The following is an 18508-nucleotide window of genomic DNA, read 5'->3' on the forward strand; positions in this document are numbered from 1 at the left end:
ATTAAATGACCGAGAGTATTGTGTTAACTGTAATAAAAGATGCTATTCAAACTGCAATAATGGTATCTGCTCCAATTCTACTTACAGCCACTGTAGTAGGGCTAATTATAAGTATATTTCAAGCAACTACTCAAATTCAGGAGCAAACATTAACATTTGTACCAAAGTTACTTGCAGTAGCAGTAATGGGATTATTAATGGGTAGTTGGATGCTTCACACAATAGTTAGTTTTACAACTAGAATTTTTGAACTTATTGCTAATATGGGAGGTTAGGTGGAGTAATATTGATTAGTACAGCTTATTATTTAGGATTTATAATGGTGCTACTGCGAATATCAGCATTCTTTATGGGTATACCTGTTTTCTTTCCTAAGTCTACTCCCGCAATGGCAAAAGTTGGATTTTGTGTTGTTTTCACTTTTCTAATTTTACCAGGTGTTAATTATGAAAATGTAAATTTGATTAATAATAACACTGCGCTAGTAATGTTTATTATGGCGGAGGTTATCACGGGTTTAACACTCGGGTACATAACAAAGTTTTGTTTCTTTTCAGCACAGATGGCCGGGCAGCTTATGGATTTTCAAGTTGGTTTTTCTATGATGAGCATATTTGATCCTATATCTAATGAGAACGTTACTTTGCTTGGGCGTTTACTTTACTGGACAAGTATGGTGATGTTTTTTGTGGTAGATGGCCATCATATGTTAATAAGGGCTATTATTGATTCTTTCAACGTTATTAATATTGGAAAGTTTATACTTAATCAGCAATCAGCTATGATGATGGTGAAAATTTTTATAGAATTTTTCACACTTGGAGTAAAAATAGCAATTCCAATTATTTTAATAATTATTATAACGGATTTAAGTATGGGTTTAGTATCAAGAACAGTACCACAGTTAAATGTAATGATTTTAGGTATGCCAATAAAAATAATAGTAGGACTCAGTTGCTTTGTTTTAGTGCTGCCAGCTGCTATAAAGTTAATAGTAAATTCTTTTTACACTATTCCAGATATAATTAAAGCTTTTTACAGAGTGATACCCATGCTTATTATCATATCTGCAGATAGTGGTGAAAAAACTGAAGAAGCTACTCCTAAAAAGAAAAGTGATTCAAAGAAAAAGGGTCAAGTAGCAAAGAGTAAGGAATTATCTTCTACCTTTACGCTTTTTACCTCAACACTTTTGATGATTATGTTAGGTGCGTATACCCTAGGCAATTTAAAAGGAATATTAAGTATTTTCTTAGGGAATTATTTAATACTTAATGTTACGGAGTATACTTTTAAAACTGTGCTTCTTGTTTCTATAATAAGATTCGGACTTGTGATTTTACCAATTGTGGTGCCTATTATGATAATGGGAGTGGTTGCAAGCTTAATGCAATCTGGGTTTATATTTACAAACGAACCACTTAAACCTGATTTAAAAAAACTAAGTCCTATAAGTGGATTCAAAAAAATCTTTTCTACAAGATCCTTGGTGGATTTAGTGAAGAACTTAGCTATAGTCACTACTATTGGATTTGTAGCATATAATTTTGTTAAAAGTAATTACTTGGATATAATGAACTACGGAAGTCTTAAAATAGAGGCTGTTTTAGTTGCTTTTGGAGAGCTAGTAGTAGCTATATTTTTCAAAATTAGTATAATTATGCTTGTAATATCTATAATTGATTTCGCATACCAGAAATACAAGCATAATAAAGAGTTAAAAATGAGTATGCAAGAAGTTAAAGAAGAATATAAACAACAAGAGGGGGACCCACAGATTAAATCGAAAATTAGGCAAAAGCAAAGAGAAATGGCATCTGGTAGAATGATGCAAGAAGTACCTGACGCTACTGTGGTCATTACAAATCCAACTCATATAGCCGTTGCTATTAAATATGAACAAGGTGGCGAAGGGGCCCCTATAGTTGTAGCTATTGGTGTAGATAATGTAGCTATAAAAATAAAAGAAATTGCAAGTGAAAATGATATTCCAATTATTGAAAATAAACCTTTAGCAAGGTTAATATATAAGGAATTAGATTTGGGCTCAGAAATTCCAGCGGATATGTATCAAGCTGTGGCAGAAATATTAGCGTTGGTATTTAAACTGAAGAAAAAAAGTAAGGGATGATATGCGTGGCTGAAAGATCAAAATATAGCATAAAAAATAATTTGGATGTTTTAGTTGCTTTGGGAGTAATAGGAATAATTTTAATGATAATTATTCCATTACCACCAAAGCTTCTTGATGTAATAATTGCACTTAATATTACACTAGCAGTTGTAATTTTGCTATTAACAATGTTTACAACAGAAGTTTTGCAATTTTCAGTTTTTCCAACATTACTCTTAATTACAACACTTTTAAGATTAGGGCTAAATATTTCATCTACCAGGCTAATATTAACAGAAGCTTATGCAGGAGATATAATTGAAGCCTTTGGTGAATTTGTTGTTGGAGGTAATTATGTAGTTGGGATAATTATTTTCTTAATAATAATTATTATACAGTTTGTAGTTATTACAGCCGGTGCTGGTAGAGTTTCTGAAGTTTCTGCTAGATTTACACTAGATGCTATGCCAGGTAAACAAATGAGTATAGATGCTGATTTGAATGCAGGTGTAATAACTGAAGAGCAGGCAAGAGAAAGAAGAATAAAGCTACAGGATGAAGCTAGTTTTTATGGAGCTATGGATGGAGCTTCCAAGTTCGTAAAGGGAGATGCAATAGCCGGTATAATTGTTACCATAATTAATATTTTTGGTGGAATAATTATAGGTGTTGTAATGCTTAAAATGCCAATTGCACAAGCTGCAACCACTTATATTAGGCTTACAGTAGGTGATGGTCTTGTGGGCCAGATTCCGGCACTTCTAATATCAACTGCTTCTGGTATTTTGGTTACTAGATCTGGCAGCAATAAAAATTTAGGAAGTCAAGTAACAGCTCAGCTTACTGCATTTCCAAAGGTTATTGCATTAGCATCAGTGGTGTTATTAGTTATGGCTGCAATTCCAGGCATGCCTCATCTTGTTTTCATTATACTATCGGTGGCTACAGCAACCAGTGCATATTATTTGCATAAAGACGAAAAAGATCAAAATATTATGAAAACAGAAATCATCGAGCAAGAGAATTACGAAACCGAAAATAGAGAACCAGAAAATGTAATGAATCTGATATCTGTGGAGCCTATGGAAATAGAAATAGGATATGGATTAATACCACTAGCAGATGAAGCCTCAGGAGGGGATTTATTACAAAGAATTGCCTCGGTAAGAAGGCAGTGTGCAATAGAGATGGGAATTGTTGTTCAGCCAATTAGAATTAAAGATAATTTGCAACTTAAAACAAATGAATACGTAGTTAAGATTCGAGGAACTGTAATAATTCGCGGTGAGTTAATGCCAAGTATGCTTCTCTGTATTGACCCAAGTTCTGAAGATATTACGATTCAAGGCATTAACACCATTGAACCAACATTTGGACTTCCTGCGGTGTGGATAAATAATGACCAAAGAGAAGATGCTGAAATCAAGGGACTCACAGTGGTAGACCCAACTACTGTAATGGTGACTCATTTAACAGAAACTATTAAGGGACATGCGTTTGAACTTCTAGGTAGGCAGGAAACGAGACTATTAATTGATTCTGTAAAAGAAAAATATAATACTGTAGTTGAGGAATTAATACCAGATCTTATGACTATTGGTGAAGTACAAAAAGTTCTTCAAAGTTTATTAAAAGAAAAGGTAGCTATAAAGGATATGGTTACAATTTTAGAGTCCTTAGCGGATAATTCTAGAATAACTAAGGATACAGAAGTATTAACAGAATATGTGCGTTTTTCTCTGGGAAGAAGTATTTGTAATGGATTAGTTGACGAAAATGGGTGTATAACAATTATAACTCTTTCACCCGAAGTTGAAAATATTATTTCGAGTAACATTCAAAAATCTATACAAGGTTCTTTTCCAGCAGTAGATCCTGATACCACAGGAAAAATATTAAATTCAATTAAAAGTAATATTAGCACAATTTATTTTCATAATAACCAACCAGTAATACTAGTATCTCCTAAAATAAGACCAGCTTTTAGACGATTAATTGAAATGGTATTCCCTAGCGTCTGCGTGCTTTCTCTTAATGAAATACCGAATGAAGTTGAGATTAAAACGGAAGGAGTAGTGACGCTAGAATGATTATAAAACGATACGTAGTTAATAACATGAACGAAGCCATGACAAGAATAAGATATGAACTAGGTAGCGATGCTGTAATTATAAGTCAAAGAAAAATTAGGAAACCAGGAATAAAAGGATTGTTTTCTAAAAAAATTATTGAAGTAACTGCAGCTATTGAAAATGAAAAAGATAGAGATGTTGTAAAGGGTATGGAAGCAATTAAAAAAGTTGTGCAGCAGGAAAAGACAATTAAAGATTATTCTAGTGAGGTCCAGAAACAAAATAAAATTCAACCTAAGAATTATGAGGATGCTCAGGATGATAGTCCTAGTAACGGTGATAATTACTCGAAAGACTTAATGAGTGAAATGATGAAGATGAAAACTATGATTAGTGACCTCTCGAGTGGTACGATTAAAGGGTCTAATCATAAAAGTGATATAGAAAAAATATTGCAAGACAATGATGTAGATAGTGAAAATATTGAAAATATTATGATGAAAATTAAAAATATTAAAGTGGAAGATAGCGAATATGAGAAATTGAAAATGGTATTAAAAGAAATGATTCATGTTACTAAGGCAAAATTAGAAGGCAGAGTAGTGCTGGTAGGGCCTACAGGTGTAGGTAAAACTACAACCATAGCAAAACTTGCAGGAAGACTTGCTTTAATTCAGAAAAAAAAAGTAGGATTAATTACTGTAGATACTTACAGAATTGGTGCAGTAGAGCAACTAAAAACTTACGCTGACATTATGAACATTCCTTTTAAAGTAGTATATAATATGAATGACATGGACAAGGCTATAGAAAGTATGAGTGAATGTGATGTGATATTGATTGATACCACAGGACGAAGTAGTAAAAATAAAATGCAAATCTCTGAGCTACGAACATTTGTGGATAAGGCTGATACAAAAAATATTCATTTAGTGCTAAGTTCTACAACGAAGAATAAAGATATTAAACATATTATTGAAGGATATGAAATTTTGCATTATAATAGTATAATAGTCACTAAATTAGATGAAACTTCCACATATGGATCTATACTTAATATATTAGAAATTGCAAAAATACCTCTAAGTTTTGCATCAACTGGCCAAAATGTACCAGATGATATTAAGGAGTTATCCGCTGAGAAACTTGTTAGTCTAATATTAGGAGAGGAGACTGTATGTTAGATCAAGCACAAAGACTCAGACAAATGGCAGTTGGAAATGAGGAGGGGGACCATAGAATCCCTAGAATTATAACTGTTACTTCCGGTAAAGGGGGAGTAGGTAAAAGTAACATAGTAGTAAATTTATCTATAGCACTTCAAAAGATGAGCAAGAAAGTTATGGTTTTTGATGCAGATATAGGAATGGGAAATGATGATATTATAATGGGATGTTATTCTAAATATAACGTATTCGATGTTATTAGCAAGGGCAAAGAAATTGAGGAGGTTGTTATAACTGGACCTTTTGGGGTGAAACTTCTTCCGGGTGGCTCAGCCCTTACAAAAGTTGAGGATTTGACGCAATCTCAAAGAGATATGTTTTTAAACAAGCTTACGGCTTTAAAAGGACTTGATTATATACTAATGGACACAGGTGCAGGTGTAAGTAAAAGTGTTTTGGGCTTTATTGCTTGCTGTGAGGATTTAGTAATAGTAACAACACCAGAACCTACGTCACTAACGGATGCATATAGTCTATTAAAGGCTGTTAAGCATTTTAATATTAAGAATTCTGCGAAAGTTATAGTAAATAGATCGTTAGATAATAATGAAGCTAATATTACTTTCAATAAATTTAATAATGCTGTTACTAAATTTCTTGATATGAAACTAGAATATTTAGGAAAAATTAGTGAAGATAATAAATTAAATTATGCAGTAAGAGCACAACAACCTGTGATAATAAGTTATCCGAAGTCTCAAGCAGCTCAGGATATAAATAATATTGCAAGTAAAATTGAAGGCATGACGGAAAAGTCAAGTGGTATGGGGATAGAAGGGTTATTTAAGAAAATTTTTAGCGTTTTTTCATAAGGAGTTGGGGGAGTGGCTAAAGTAAATTTTAAATTAAATAAGAAATTGGAAATATTAATTGATGAAAAATATTTTAAAAGCAATATACAAGATATAACAGAGGAATATATAGCAATTAGTATTCCTATTAATTCAGGTGAATATCTTCCATTGTCAAAGGACGATATTATAGAGGTGATTTATTATGAAGGGGAAAATCTTTATAAATTTAAGTCTCAAGTTATAGGACGTAAATTTGAAAATATACCTATTTTACTTATATCAAAACCTAAGGAAGTTAAGAAGATTCAGAGGAGAAAATATGTTAGGGTATCATTAATAAGAAACGTTAAATATAAAAATATTAAGAATCATCCAAGAATTAATCCTAGTACAGTGGATAAGAGTGAATATTTAAAGGCTGTATTAGTTGATTTAAGTGGTGGTGGTATGAGAATTAAGGTGACTGAGGAAATAAAGCTTAATGATTTTATTCTGGTGTCCTTAACTGTTAATAAAGAAGACATACTTATAGTGGGGAAAGCAAAGAGAATCCAAAAAGATGATGAGGGCAGATGTGTTTGCGGATTGAGCTTTGAATTTTTAGATAACTCAATACGCGAAAAAGTTATTAAATTTACATTTCAACTTATGAGAGAACAACTGAAAAAAATTTAGGGAGGCGTTTATATGTCCATAGCGGGTGTAGCTGATGTACGCGAGCAAATTGTGAAAAGCCATATACCTTTAGTTAAATATATTGCGTCTAGAGTAATAATTGGAAAAACTAAATATGTTGAATATGAAGATTTAATGAGTTATGGTATGCTAGGACTTATGGATGCCCTGGGAAAATTTGATAGTACTAAAGGTATGAAGTTTTCAAGTTACGCATCAATAAGAATAAAAGGTGCTATGATTGATGAACTTAGGCGAAATAGTCCTATATCAAAAGGTGCTATGGATAAGCTTAATAGATATAATGAGGCTATTGAACGGCTACAGAGACGTTTTTGTAGAGAACCTTCAAGCCATGAAATAGCAAGTGAATTAGGCATTACAATTTATGAGGTAGCTGAAATTGAAAACAATATAAATTATATATCCATAGTTTCACTTGAGGATTTGATTTTTTCAGATGATGATGATATGCCACTTAGTGGTACAATTAAAGATGAAAAGAGTCAAAGCCCAGAAAAAGCTTTAGAAGAAAAAGAGCAAATTGAATATTTAGCTTTGGGGCTCGAACATCTTAAAGAAAAAGATAGAATGGTTTTAACTTTATATTATTATGAAGGTCTTACATTAAAAGAAATAGGAAATATTTTAAGTGTATCTGAATCAAGAGTTTGTCAACTTCATAGCAGAGCACTGATAAATTTAAGAAAAGCTTTAGTAAAACTAAAATATGAAATAGTATAAAATTCGGGGTGATTTATATGCCAGGTTTATTAATTTTTGTTGGAATAATTCTTGTAATTTTAAATGTGTTATCTATTAAAAAGCAGAATAAGTCATTTAATGGAGTGCTAGGGAATGCTATAGAAAATACTCATGATTATGACATTAAACTAGGGGAACTTAGACAAGAGTTTTCTGAAAGTATATTGGAACTCCAAAGTGAATTAATGGATATGAAAGAAATTATGGGAAAAAATAATATATTACATAAAAACTATGAAGATAAGCAAAATGAGAATAATAACAAAATTATTATAGAAGAACCGATTACTATTAATAGGAATAATGGAAGTAGTGCAAAGGTTGAGGAAATAAAAAGATTATTTAGTGAGGAATATTCCTTGGACGAAATATCAGAAATGACGCATTTAGGTAAGGGGGAAGTACTATTAATAAAGGAGTTGTATATAAGATAAAAAGTTTAATGGACTTTCTAAGTGATAGGAAACTTCTAATAGGAATAGGAATAGGTATGATTATGGCTTCTATTTTATTAAGCGGTGCAAAGATAAATTATGAAACGAGTAAAGGTAAGATTGAAATAAAGGCTAGAGGATATGGTATGCGTTACCCGGATGAAATGCCGATTATAACTAATAAAGAGGTGGGGAAATGATTAGAGGTCTTTATACAGCGGTTACAGGACTCATAACTGGAGAGGCTAAACAAAGTGTTGTAACCAATAACATAGCAAATGCGAATACAAATGGATTTAAAAGTGATAACCTTTCTATTAAAAAATTTGATGATGTGTTAATACAAAATTATGATAAAATCATAAATGGTGGGAACACGAAGAATACTATTGGATCACTCAGTATGGGAAGTGAAATCGATGATTTAAACACATATTTTGACCAAGGTATTCTGACAGCGACGGATAAAGCTACAGACTTTGCAATAGACGGAACTGGTTTTTTTACAGTACAAAGGAATGATGGTATTTCCACTAAAAATTATTATACCAGAAGTGGTGATTTTCATGTTGATGGAGCTGGGTATTTAGTAACGGATAGCGGAGATAAGGTTTTAGGTAAAAATAAAGCAACCAATGCAGCACAACCCATATTTGTAGGCGATGGTAAACTTCAAGTAGATAATAGCGGAAATATTTCAGTTAATGGTGTAAACCAATATAAATTTAGTACAGTGGATTTTAAAGATTATAAGAGCATTAAAAAGGTTGGGGATAATTTGTTTGATGCAGCGGGTCCAGTGCAAAATCAAAATATTACTGTTAAACAAAATTCACTAGAGAAATCAAATGTTAATGTTACAAGCGAAATGATAAATATGATGGCAATTACGAGGAATTTTGAAAGTAACCAAAAAGTTATACAAGCTATTGATGAGACTTTAGGAAAAGCTGTAAATGAAGTAGGAACAGTAAGATAAAACAACTAGATGAGAATTAAGTAGTTAGGAAGGAGCGACGCAAATGTTAAGACTTCTATGGAATAGTCAAAGTGCTATGATGTCCCAACAGGAAAAATTAGATGCTATATCAAATAATATAGCTAATGTAAATACCAACGGGTATAAAAAACTTGATGCAAATTTCAAAGATCTTGTTTATGAATCACTTGATAGAAAGGGATATCCAGTGTCAAAAGGCGAGAACGGTAAAGCGATACTTCAAAATGGTACTGGCGTTCGGGTATCCGAATGGATAAGGGATAATGTACAAGGTCAGCTTACACAGACGACCCTAACAACAGATTTCGCTATAGATGGCAACGGTTATTTTGAAGTGGTACAGCCGGATAATAGCAGGGCTTATACAAGGGCAGGTAATTTTCTCACAGATGCAAGTGGAACTATAGTCGACCAAAATGGAAATAGATTAAGTATAATTGATGATAAGGGTAATGATATTAATAAGGTGAATGGACCTTATAAATTTGATAAAAACAATTTTAGTGTGGATTCACAAGGTGTTGTAACTATAAAAGATGGCAATATAAATAGGCCTGTGGGAGAATTAATGGTTTTAGATGCTGTAGGCGATAATTCAATGATTTCTGTAGGGGATAATTTGTTTATTCCAAAGCCTGGTACAAAGATTGTGAAAAGCCGTGATTATACTGTTATGCAAGGGTACTTAGAACTATCCAATGTTGACATTACAACGGAAATGACTGAAATGCTTGTAACTCAAAGAGCTTTTCAGCTTAGCTCTACTACTTTAAAAACTGCTGATGAAATGTGGCAAATGGCTAATAATCTGCGGGGCAAATAAATTTATTATTATAAAAGATGTGAAGCTCCTCAGGAGATGATTTAATAGTATTTCTTTTTTGCTTGTGAGAAATAAAAAAAAGTTTTAATTAAAGCAAACCCTTCATATACTATTAGTAAAGTACATAATAATATAATCATAGGAGGGATGAAAATGGTAATGGGATATACAATTGGATGTTTAATTAGTATATTGCTATGGAGAGTAGATAGACAAGGATTATTTAATTTTATCAATATAAAATTGAAGAAAAAAATTAAGAATATATATATGCTGCAATTTTTATATTTATGTGCAGTAATCGCTATATATATTGCGCTTACCTTTCTGGCAGACATTACTTTTATAAAAAGCAATCAAGTATTTAATGCTATAACAGCGTTTATAGTAATAGATATAAGTAATACAGAGCGGAAAAGTTTAAATAATACTGAAAGAAAACATTTTTATGACACAATATCTACTATATCTAGATCACTTATATGCGGATTTATTGCACCTTTATTTTATATTCTAATACTAGGGAATGGCGCAGCTATTGTATTTACTTTACTCTATAGTATAACCTTTGACAAGGAATTGAACATACTAGGTCTATTGCTGACATGTGCTACGATAATCCCAGCAATAATCGCAGAATTATTTTTATATGTAATTTATGTTTTTAGAAACCAAAAAGTAAAGATAGATTTTAAAGGAGATTATGCTAATAACATTTGGAGAAAACCTACGCTAAATGTTGATATTTTAGCTGCTTATATAGAATCTGTTAATTTTTATTTTCATTATAATGGTAATGATATGCATTATCTGAAAAGTTATGGTGGCTATAGTGGCAAGATTGATGATGCATGCATTAAGGATTATTTAAGTATAAGTTATTCTATATGTTTTATAGTTTTTACTGTCTTCTTAGTTCTACAAATTTTATAGAGAAATTTTAGAAATTACAATATATATAAATAAAAACAAAGCATATATTATAAATAATATATGCTTTGTTTTTATTTGTTTATTTTATTTAGGGCAGCTGTAATAGGGGGTATAACTTGTTTTTTTCTTGAAACTATACCAGGAATATATACACCGCTATCAGTTAGAGTAACATCAAAGGCTTTTGAAACAACATCCTTATGTTCCCCTGTAGCTATTAATACTGAACCGCCATTTAATATATCAGTTAGCATTAGTAAAATCAAGTCAAAGCCATTTTCGTTGGCTTTTTTATTCATTAAATCTATCATGTTATCTTTCAGTGGGTCAAAGCCTTCAATATACATTGTACCAACTTGTGATACTCCTATTTTAAAAGTATTAAGAGTAAAGGTCTTAAAGTCTTGGTAAAAAATTTCTTGAGCAGTTTTGCCCTCGAGTGATGTCCCGGCTTTAAACATTTGTTTGGAGAACTCTTCCACGTCTAAATCAGCAATTTGAGCTAATTTATTTAATATAAGTTCATCGACTAGTGTAGAAGTAGGAGATTTTAGAAGTAATGTATCAGAAATTATTGCTGCACATAGAAGACCTGCAGTACTTTTTGAAGGTCTAATTCCATTTTCAAAGAATATAGATGCTACGATTGTTGAAGTACTACCTACAGGTTCATTTCTAAAATATATAGGTACGCCAGTTTGCACATCTGCAATTCTATGATGATCAATTATTTCTAGTATTTCAGCATCTTCTATACCTAGTACAGATTGGGCTTTTTCATTATGGTCTACAAGTATGATTTTTTTTCTGTTTTCTGATATTAAATGATATCTAGATATACTTCCAATGACTTTACTATTTTCATCAGTAACAGGATAACTTCTGTATCTAGTCTCAATCATAATAGACTTTATGTCATCAATAAAATCTTCTGAATTGAAGCTTACAACATTTTTTTTGCTCATAACATAATTGATTGGGATGCTTTGCGTTATTAATCTAGAAGCTGTAAAAGTATCAAAAGGGGTTACTATTATTGTACAGCTATTAGTTTTTGCAAGTTCAATAACTTCATCTGTTGGAGTATGGTTTCCTGTAATTATTAAAAGAGAAGCATTACAATTAATTATTAAAAGCTGGGTATCTTCTCTATCTCCACAAATGGCAACATCACCAGCTTCAATTACAGATTTTGTGCTTTCTGGATGCATAGCAGCTACAATAATCTTTCCAGTTATTTTAAATGCATCTTTTGTTTTGCAAATGCATTTAGCTGATAGAGTATCTAAAATATTATCAAGAGTTGTATTGCTCTTGGCAAGAATAGCATTGTCCCAAACATCTAAATAGCTTGAAGCGAGACTTGAAACTGAAGCTACACCAGCTAATCGCTCATTTTGGTCGATAACAGGTAGAGTGTTAGTATGATTTTTTTTCATAATGGACCAGACCATTTTAAGAGAAATATCTGGTGAAATTGGAGCTACGACGTCTATATCTAAATCAGAAATTTGTGTTTTAACCGTAGTTATAAGCTCAGGCTGCTCTACATTAAAGTAATTAAGAATAAATTCTGTTTCGCTATTAACTTCACCGAGTCTTATAGGAAATGCAGGGATTTTCCCCGTTTTATTTTTAAACTCTGCATAAGCAATAGCAGAGCAAATAGAATCAGTATCTGGATTTCTATGGCCAGTAATATAAATAATGTTTTTCACGTATGGGCCTCCTTGTATTGTTCTTGCGAGTATAACAATTATTAGTTGTTATACTCATTGTCATTTTTAATTAGCAAGCGTTGCTAATATTATTTTATAATCAAATTTCTATATTGTAAAGAAAAAACCAATTTTAATTAAATAATACACTATATTTTGTTCATATGTAAGTAAATAAATACATATATTAGTATGGAATAGGAAATATAGTAACTTATAGGAGAGGCAATGGTTAGCAAATGTTATCTATCTTAGGCAAGTATAAGGAGGGCAAGAAAGTGATTAACGAACAAGTGCCAAATAATAATACAAAGGATGAAAATAAGCTAAGAGGATCTGTACGTGATAGTAAGACATTATCAATGGGTCTTACCATAGAAGAGGCTGAACGTAGATTAAAAAAATATGGATTTAACAAATTAGAAAATAAAAAAAAGATATCCGCACTTAAAATATTTTTTTCACAATTCAATGATTTTATTACTTGGATATTAATTGTAGCAACAGTGCTTTCAGGGCTTATGGGAGAAAAAGCGGATGCAATAACTATATTTATTATAGTTATAATGAATGGAATACTAGGGTTTATTCAAGAGTTTCGAACTGAAAGATCACTGGAGGCGCTAAGTAAGCTAGCGGCACCAACGGCTAAAGTGATTAGAAATGGCGGGGTATTGGTAATAAATGCAATATATTTAGTGCCAGGTGATTTAGTGATTTTAGAAAGTGGAGATAGAGTTCCGGCTGATTGCATTTTGACTGAGGAGAATAACGTAATGCTAGATGAATCTTTACTTACTGGAGAATCTGCTGGAGTAAACAAAAACGCCAGTTCTAAGGATAATAACATTTATATGGGAACAATACTTCTTACAGGAAAATCTAAAGCAAAAGTTATAACAACAGGTATGAATACTGAAATGGGGAAAATAGCAGATATGCTTCATAGTATTGAAGAGGAGAGGTCTCCACTTAAAGATCGATTGGCACATCTTGGGAAAATATTAGTTGTGCTTTGTATAATAATTTGCCTAGTTGTAACTTTCATGGGCATCTCGCGTGGACAAGATAAATATGCCATGTTCCTATTGGGTGTAAGCCTTGCAGTAGCTGCAATACCAGAAGGGTTAACTGCTATAGTTACAGTTGCTTTAGCACTAGGCGTATCTAGAATGCTTAAAAGGAACGCTTTAGTTAGAAAATTACCAGCAGTTGAAACATTAGGTTGTACTTCTGTAATATGCACAGATAAAACGGGAACCCTAACTGAGAATAATATGACCGTAAAAGCATTGTATTTTGATGGACAGGTTTATGATGTTGATAAAGGCAAAATTCCATTAAATTTAGTTATGAAAAAAGCATTTACATACTGTAACGATTGTAATTACGATTTTAACGCAAAGAAATTGGAAAAATGCTTGTTTGGTGATCCTACAGAAACTGCTTTAATTAAAGGTTTTTTTGAAAATTCTAAGGAATTACAGGGATTTTTGAATAAATCAAGACGTTTATATGAAATACCTTTTAACTCAACAAGGAAAATTATGTCCGTAATTGTTAAAGAAAATGATAAAGAAATTTGCTATGTAAAGGGTGCTCCAGAAAGAGTTATAGAAAACTGCAATTATATATTGGTAGACGGATTGGTGCAACCGATGCTTCCGCATTATAAGAACCAACTAATAAGGTCTGTAGAGTCAATGTCCTATAAGGCATTAAGGTGCATTGCTTGTGCCTATAAGGTGTCTGGTATTATGAGAAATGATAATTTGGAAACTAATTTAATTTTCATAGGCGTAGCAGGTATAATTGATCCTCCAAGAAAAGAAGTAAAAGATGCAGTTATAAAGTGCAAGATTGCAGGTATAAAACCTGTAATGATAACAGGGGACCACAAAAATACAGCTTATGCTATCGGAAAAGAATTAGATATATGTAAATATCCAGAGGAGGTTATAACTGGAGATGAGCTGAATAAATTAAGTGATAAGGAACTAGATAAGAATATTGATAATTTTAAAATATTCGCAAGGGTAAGTCCAAAACACAAGCTAAGAATTGTAAAAGCATTTAAACAAAAAAATCATATTGTGGCCATGACTGGAGATGGTGTAAATGATGCTCCAGCTATAAAAGAAGCAGATATTGGGATAGCTATGGGAATATCCGGAACAGATGTAACTAAAGAGGCAGCCTCTATGATTCTTTTAGATGATAACTTTGCAACTATTGTTGCAGCAGTTGAAGAGGGACGTGTAATATATAATAATATAAGGAAATTTATCAGGTACTTATTATCCTGTAATTTAGGGGAAGTGCTTACCATGTTTTTGGCTTCATTATTCTACTTAGAAAATCCTCTGCTTCCAATACAAATTTTATTTGTAAATTTAGTTACAGATGGACTTCCAGCTATTGCTTTGGGTGTGGATCCAGCTGATAGTGATATTATGTTTGAAAAGCCTAGAGGAAAGAATGAAAGTGTATTTTCAAGAGGGCTTACAGAAAAAATTATCATTCGCGGGTGCCTCATTGGTGTTTGTACAATAATGGCGTTTATCGGTGGTAAATATTATGGTATGAATATCAAGGCATGTAGAACATTGGCTCTCGGAACATTAGTTTTATCTCAACTCATACATGTGTTTGAATGTAGATCAGAAAAACAATCTTTATTTGAAATTAATCCCTTTACAAATTTGTACCTAATTGGGGCTGTAGGTATATCCATAATTATGCTAATTGGCATAGTGTATATTCCATTCTTACAGAATGTATTTCATACCATACCACTTAATTTGGGGCAATGGTTAATTATTATATTTTTCTCGGGTATTATTTCCTTTATAAATAGTTTGTACTTGTATTTAATGCATAAGCACTAATTAAAAAGGCTATATGACAAAGTCATATAGCTTTCATTATTTAAAACGTCTATCAGATCTTACTCTTTGAACCTTTGGAGCATTTCCCTGCATTGGAACCAGGTCCTTCTTGGTAGTTATATTTCTAATGTTTACAATTTGAATCTGTTCTCTGTGTTCTTTACCTTTTTTGCCCTTCATTCCTTGAATTATAACAGAATGACCTTGAAGCACAGATATAAAGTTAACTTTTTTGAACCAACGGTGCTTTTTAAATACGCACTTAGAAATAGATTTACTTCCGTCGGCCTTTACTAAGATGGTTACAGTTAATTTATAAAATATTCTTAGATAATTTTTTTCTTCTACTTTGACTGATAGAACTCTACCTTGTGCTTGAGTAAGTCTATCACCATATCTCTTTAAATAAGCCTGTGTATAACTATTAGTCATTTTGTCTTTAAATCCCATCAGTATTACTCCTTCACAATAAAAATTATAAAAAACATAAAAAGTCAATAAGCTTATTATATCTTATGTTGTAATTTAACTCAAGTATTAAAAAAATCGCTATTATTGATATTTATTATTAAAATGTTATGAGGAAAAAAAATATATACGCATAAATTTAGAAATATTATTATTTCTTAATGATTTTATTTGTTCCTAAATTGGTGATTCAAGAATATTAATATAATAAAGAATTGAAAGGGGGAGGAGCATGAATAGAGAATTAACTCCAAAAGATATTATATATGAATTTGATGTTGAAGATATAAGTGCAAAAGAAGAATTATATACTATGCCACAATATTCTGATGTAATAGAAAATATTAAAACTGCTATGAGTATAGATAAAGAGGGTTTTAATATTTATTTAATAGACGATTTTTCAAAAGAAACTCTTAAAGAGATTATGAAATATGTAAATGAAAGTTTCGAAAATAAGAGTAAGCCAAAAGACATTTGTTATGTACTATATGAGGATGAAAAATCTCCCAAATCTATTTTTGTAAGTAATGGAGGAGGTAATAAGCTAAAAGAGATATTTGAAGAAATGCAGAATGAATATTTAGAGTGCACATTTCAGTTTTATAACAATTCTGCAAATAAAGAAATTGAAGACATTCAGGAAAATATTCAAAAGAAAAGAAATAAATTAATTGGTAAGCTAATAGATACAGCAAAAGAGAAAGGTTTTGATATAAAATCCACTAATAGTGGGTTTACATTCATTCCTTTAAGTGATAAAAAGGAAATGTCTGAAAATGAATATGAGATATTGGATAAAGAGGAAAAAGAGAATATTTTACAAACGGCAAGTATGTTAAAAGATAATGCTAAGAAAACATTAGAGGAACTAAAAGATTCTGAAGGAGAAGACTTAGAGAAAATAAAACAACTAATGGAAGTACACTATAAAAATGAAATGAATGATTTAAAAGAAGAATATAAAAATATGTTTATGGAAGATAAAACAGTACAAAGTTATTTTGATATAGTATTCAATGATATTGAAAAAAGACTTATAGATAATTATTCTTTAAGCTATGATGATGACGAGGAAAAAATAAATGAAATTATATACAAATATGTTGTAAATGTAATGGTAGATAATAGTGAAAATCAAATTCGGCCAGTAATATTTGAACAAGATCCTAATTTGACAAACTTACTTGGAAATATAGAATATGAAAATCACAAAGGGGTTTATTCTACAGGGATCGAATTTATAAAAAGTGGTAGTATACTAAAAGCAAATGAAGGGTGTTTGATAATTAGAGCAAATGATTTACTAAAGGACGCTGCGGCTTACCATAATTTGAAAAAAACATTATTAACAGAAGAGGTAGATTCGGCTTATAACAGAAACTCTTATGAGATTGGGTCCTTAAATTCATTTAAACCAGAACCTATACCCATTAAAGAAAAGATAATTCTTATTGGAAACTATGAGACTTATGACTTGCTTTATAATTATGATGAAGACTTTAGAAAAATTTTCACTATAAAAGCAGAATGCAATCCAGTGCAAAATATAGACAATGATTTAAAGAAATCTCTTGTATTTGAGATAAATAAAATTTGTAGTGAAAACAATTATAAGTTTCTTACAAAAGGAGCTATAAGAGAAGTAGCAAAGATTTTATCACGGAAAGCACAGAGTAGAGAAAAAATATACTATGATAAATATGAAATAAATAAGCTATTAACATTAGCTAGCAATAAGGTTAAAGAAGAAAATAAAAAAGAGATTAGTGAAGGAGATATAATTGAGGTAGGCTATAAAAAAGACATTATGGAAAAGGAAATTTTAAATAATTATAATGAAAAGAAGATGCTTATTGATGTTATAAATAGTAGAATTGGACAAGTGAATGGATTATCAGTAATGGATACAGGATATTTTAGTTTTGGTAAGCCAATAAAGATTACTTGTTGCTGCTATAAGGGAGAAGGTAATATTGTAGATGTTCAAAAGGAGAGCAATTTAAGTGGAAGTATCCATAGTAAATCTATTAATATTTTAAAGGGATATATAAGTACTATTAATGGTGGATTTACTAGACTACCAGTAGATTTTCACTTAAGCTTTGAACAAATTTATGGGAAAATAGATGGTGATAGTGCATCGGTTGCAGAAATAATATGTATGATCTCAGCGCTAAGTAAAATACCTATAAAACAGAACATTGCAATCACTGGTTCGGTAAATCAATTTGGTGAGGTTCAACCTATAGGAGGAGTAAATGATAAAATAGAAGGTTTCTTTGCAGCATGCAAAGCAATTGACACAATAAAGGATAAAGGTGTAATGATACCTTTGTCGAATGCAGTAGACTTGGTTTTAAATGAAGAAGTTGAAAGAGAAATTAAAAATGGAAACTTTCATATATATACGATGACATCTATAGAGGATGCAATTGGCGTACTAATGGGAAATCCTGATATTAGCTTTGATGCGGTAATGACAGCTATTAACAAAGAATTAAAAAAATATAGCAAAAAATGATGGACATCACCCCAGGTGATGAACAGCCTCGCAGGTTATTATTTAATAATAGATATTAAATAAGCAGGACTAAAT

At 31.3% G+C, this 18508-nt stretch carries 16 protein-coding genes; 14 read left to right on the forward strand and 2 right to left on the reverse strand.

The window, feature by feature from the left end:
- The first annotated feature begins 5 nt into the window (after positions 1-5).
- From fliQ to ACWJJ7_RS00420, 12 genes are all read left to right on the forward strand, one after another.
- A complete protein-coding gene (gene fliQ, locus ACWJJ7_RS00365) occupies positions 6-275 on the forward strand; it encodes a flagellar biosynthesis protein FliQ (RefSeq protein WP_462963417.1) in 270 nt (89 codons plus the stop codon).
- An 11-nt stretch (positions 276-286) separates the two neighbouring features.
- Entirely contained in the window at positions 287-2131 is a 1845-nt protein-coding gene (locus tag ACWJJ7_RS00370; RefSeq protein ID WP_462963418.1) for a fused FliR family export protein/FlhB family type III secretion system protein, read from the forward strand.
- Positions 2132-2136: 5 nt separating this feature from the next.
- A complete protein-coding gene (gene flhA, locus ACWJJ7_RS00375) occupies positions 2137-4203 on the forward strand; it encodes a flagellar biosynthesis protein FlhA (protein WP_462963419.1) in 2067 nt (688 codons plus the stop codon).
- Complete coding sequence (gene flhF, locus ACWJJ7_RS00380) at positions 4200-5369, forward strand: flagellar biosynthesis protein FlhF (protein ID WP_462963420.1); 1170 nt, start codon at positions 4200-4202, stop codon at positions 5367-5369. The genes flhA and flhF overlap by 4 nt, the downstream gene beginning before the upstream one ends.
- Complete coding sequence (locus tag ACWJJ7_RS00385) at positions 5363-6223, forward strand: MinD/ParA family protein (RefSeq protein WP_462963421.1); 861 nt, start codon at positions 5363-5365, stop codon at positions 6221-6223. Before flhF ends, ACWJJ7_RS00385 begins: the two co-directional genes overlap by 7 nt.
- Before the next feature lie 12 nt (positions 6224-6235).
- Positions 6236-6880: a flagellar brake protein gene (locus ACWJJ7_RS00390; RefSeq protein ID WP_462963422.1), complete on the forward strand. Its 645-nt coding sequence runs from the start codon at positions 6236-6238 to the stop codon at positions 6878-6880.
- A gap of 12 nt (positions 6881-6892) precedes the next feature.
- On the forward strand, positions 6893-7624 hold the full coding sequence (locus ACWJJ7_RS00395) for a FliA/WhiG family RNA polymerase sigma factor (RefSeq protein ID WP_462963423.1): 732 nt from the start codon (positions 6893-6895) through the stop codon (positions 7622-7624).
- 17 nt (positions 7625-7641) lie between these two features.
- Complete coding sequence (locus ACWJJ7_RS00400; RefSeq protein ID WP_462963424.1) at positions 7642-8079, forward strand: hypothetical protein; 438 nt, start codon at positions 7642-7644, stop codon at positions 8077-8079.
- An 8-nt stretch (positions 8080-8087) separates the two neighbouring features.
- Positions 8088-8279, forward strand: a complete 192-nt coding sequence (locus ACWJJ7_RS00405; protein ID WP_462963425.1) for a hypothetical protein — start codon at positions 8088-8090, stop codon at positions 8277-8279.
- The gene (locus ACWJJ7_RS00410) at positions 8276-9058 is read left to right on the forward strand and encodes a flagellar hook-basal body complex protein (protein ID WP_462963426.1); all 783 of its coding nucleotides are present in this window, start codon (positions 8276-8278) and stop codon (positions 9056-9058) included. The genes ACWJJ7_RS00405 and ACWJJ7_RS00410 overlap by 4 nt, the downstream gene beginning before the upstream one ends.
- Positions 9059-9101: 43 nt before the next feature.
- A complete protein-coding gene (locus ACWJJ7_RS00415; RefSeq protein ID WP_462963427.1) occupies positions 9102-9902 on the forward strand; it encodes a flagellar hook-basal body complex protein in 801 nt (266 codons plus the stop codon).
- A 153-nt stretch (positions 9903-10055) separates the two neighbouring features.
- Positions 10056-10835, forward strand: a complete 780-nt coding sequence (locus tag ACWJJ7_RS00420; protein WP_462963428.1) for a hypothetical protein — start codon at positions 10056-10058, stop codon at positions 10833-10835.
- A 71-nt stretch (positions 10836-10906) separates the two neighbouring features.
- Here the strand turns inward: ACWJJ7_RS00420 and ACWJJ7_RS00425 are convergent, their stop codons facing one another.
- Positions 10907-12553, reverse strand: a complete 1647-nt coding sequence (locus tag ACWJJ7_RS00425) for a putative manganese-dependent inorganic diphosphatase (protein WP_462963429.1) — start codon at positions 12551-12553, stop codon at positions 10907-10909.
- A gap of 362 nt (positions 12554-12915) precedes the next feature.
- Between ACWJJ7_RS00425 and ACWJJ7_RS00430 the strand changes: the two genes are divergently transcribed.
- Positions 12916-15441: a calcium-translocating P-type ATPase, PMCA-type gene (locus ACWJJ7_RS00430; RefSeq protein ID WP_462965049.1), complete on the forward strand. Its 2526-nt coding sequence runs from the start codon at positions 12916-12918 to the stop codon at positions 15439-15441.
- Between the two features lie 36 nt (positions 15442-15477).
- On the opposite strand, the gene ACWJJ7_RS00435 is transcribed toward ACWJJ7_RS00430, so the two are convergent.
- Positions 15478-15891 carry a hypothetical protein gene (locus tag ACWJJ7_RS00435; protein ID WP_462963430.1) on the reverse strand — a complete coding sequence of 138 codons (414 nt, stop codon included), beginning with the start codon at positions 15889-15891 and terminating at the stop codon, positions 15478-15480.
- A gap of 250 nt (positions 15892-16141) precedes the next feature.
- Between ACWJJ7_RS00435 and ACWJJ7_RS00440 the strand changes: the two genes are divergently transcribed.
- Positions 16142-18433, forward strand: a complete 2292-nt coding sequence (locus tag ACWJJ7_RS00440; RefSeq protein WP_462963431.1) for an AAA family ATPase — start codon at positions 16142-16144, stop codon at positions 18431-18433.
- The last annotated feature ends 75 nt before the right edge of the window (positions 18434-18508 follow it).

This window comes from Clostridium sp. CM042 (genome assembly GCF_055080995.1).

What these genes read in the sequence shown, in the direction of transcription:
- ACWJJ7_RS00415 (WP_462963427.1), top strand. Translation starts at nt 9,102, where the DNA reads ATGTTAAGACTTCTATGGAATAGTCAAAGTGCTATGATGTCCCAACAG.
- ACWJJ7_RS00400 (WP_462963424.1), top strand. Translation starts at nt 7,642, where the DNA reads ATGCCAGGTTTATTAATTTTTGTTGGAATAATTCTTGTAATTTTAAAT.
- fliQ (WP_462963417.1), top strand. Translation starts at nt 6, where the DNA reads ATGACCGAGAGTATTGTGTTAACTGTAATAAAAGATGCTATTCAAACT.
- ACWJJ7_RS00430 (WP_462965049.1), top strand. Translation starts at nt 12,916, where the DNA reads ATGGGTCTTACCATAGAAGAGGCTGAACGTAGATTAAAAAAATATGGA.
- ACWJJ7_RS00395 (WP_462963423.1), top strand. Translation starts at nt 6,893, where the DNA reads ATGTCCATAGCGGGTGTAGCTGATGTACGCGAGCAAATTGTGAAAAGC.
- ACWJJ7_RS00410 (WP_462963426.1), top strand. Translation starts at nt 8,276, where the DNA reads ATGATTAGAGGTCTTTATACAGCGGTTACAGGACTCATAACTGGAGAG.
- ACWJJ7_RS00385 (WP_462963421.1), top strand. Translation starts at nt 5,363, where the DNA reads ATGTTAGATCAAGCACAAAGACTCAGACAAATGGCAGTTGGAAATGAG.
- ACWJJ7_RS00435 (WP_462963430.1), bottom strand. Translation starts at nt 15,891, where the DNA reads ATGGGATTTAAAGACAAAATGACTAATAGTTATACACAGGCTTATTTA.
- ACWJJ7_RS00420 (WP_462963428.1), top strand. Translation starts at nt 10,056, where the DNA reads ATGGTAATGGGATATACAATTGGATGTTTAATTAGTATATTGCTATGG.
- flhF (WP_462963420.1), top strand. Translation starts at nt 4,200, where the DNA reads ATGATTATAAAACGATACGTAGTTAATAACATGAACGAAGCCATGACA.
- ACWJJ7_RS00405 (WP_462963425.1), top strand. Translation starts at nt 8,088, where the DNA reads ATGGACTTTCTAAGTGATAGGAAACTTCTAATAGGAATAGGAATAGGT.
- ACWJJ7_RS00440 (WP_462963431.1), top strand. Translation starts at nt 16,142, where the DNA reads ATGAATAGAGAATTAACTCCAAAAGATATTATATATGAATTTGATGTT.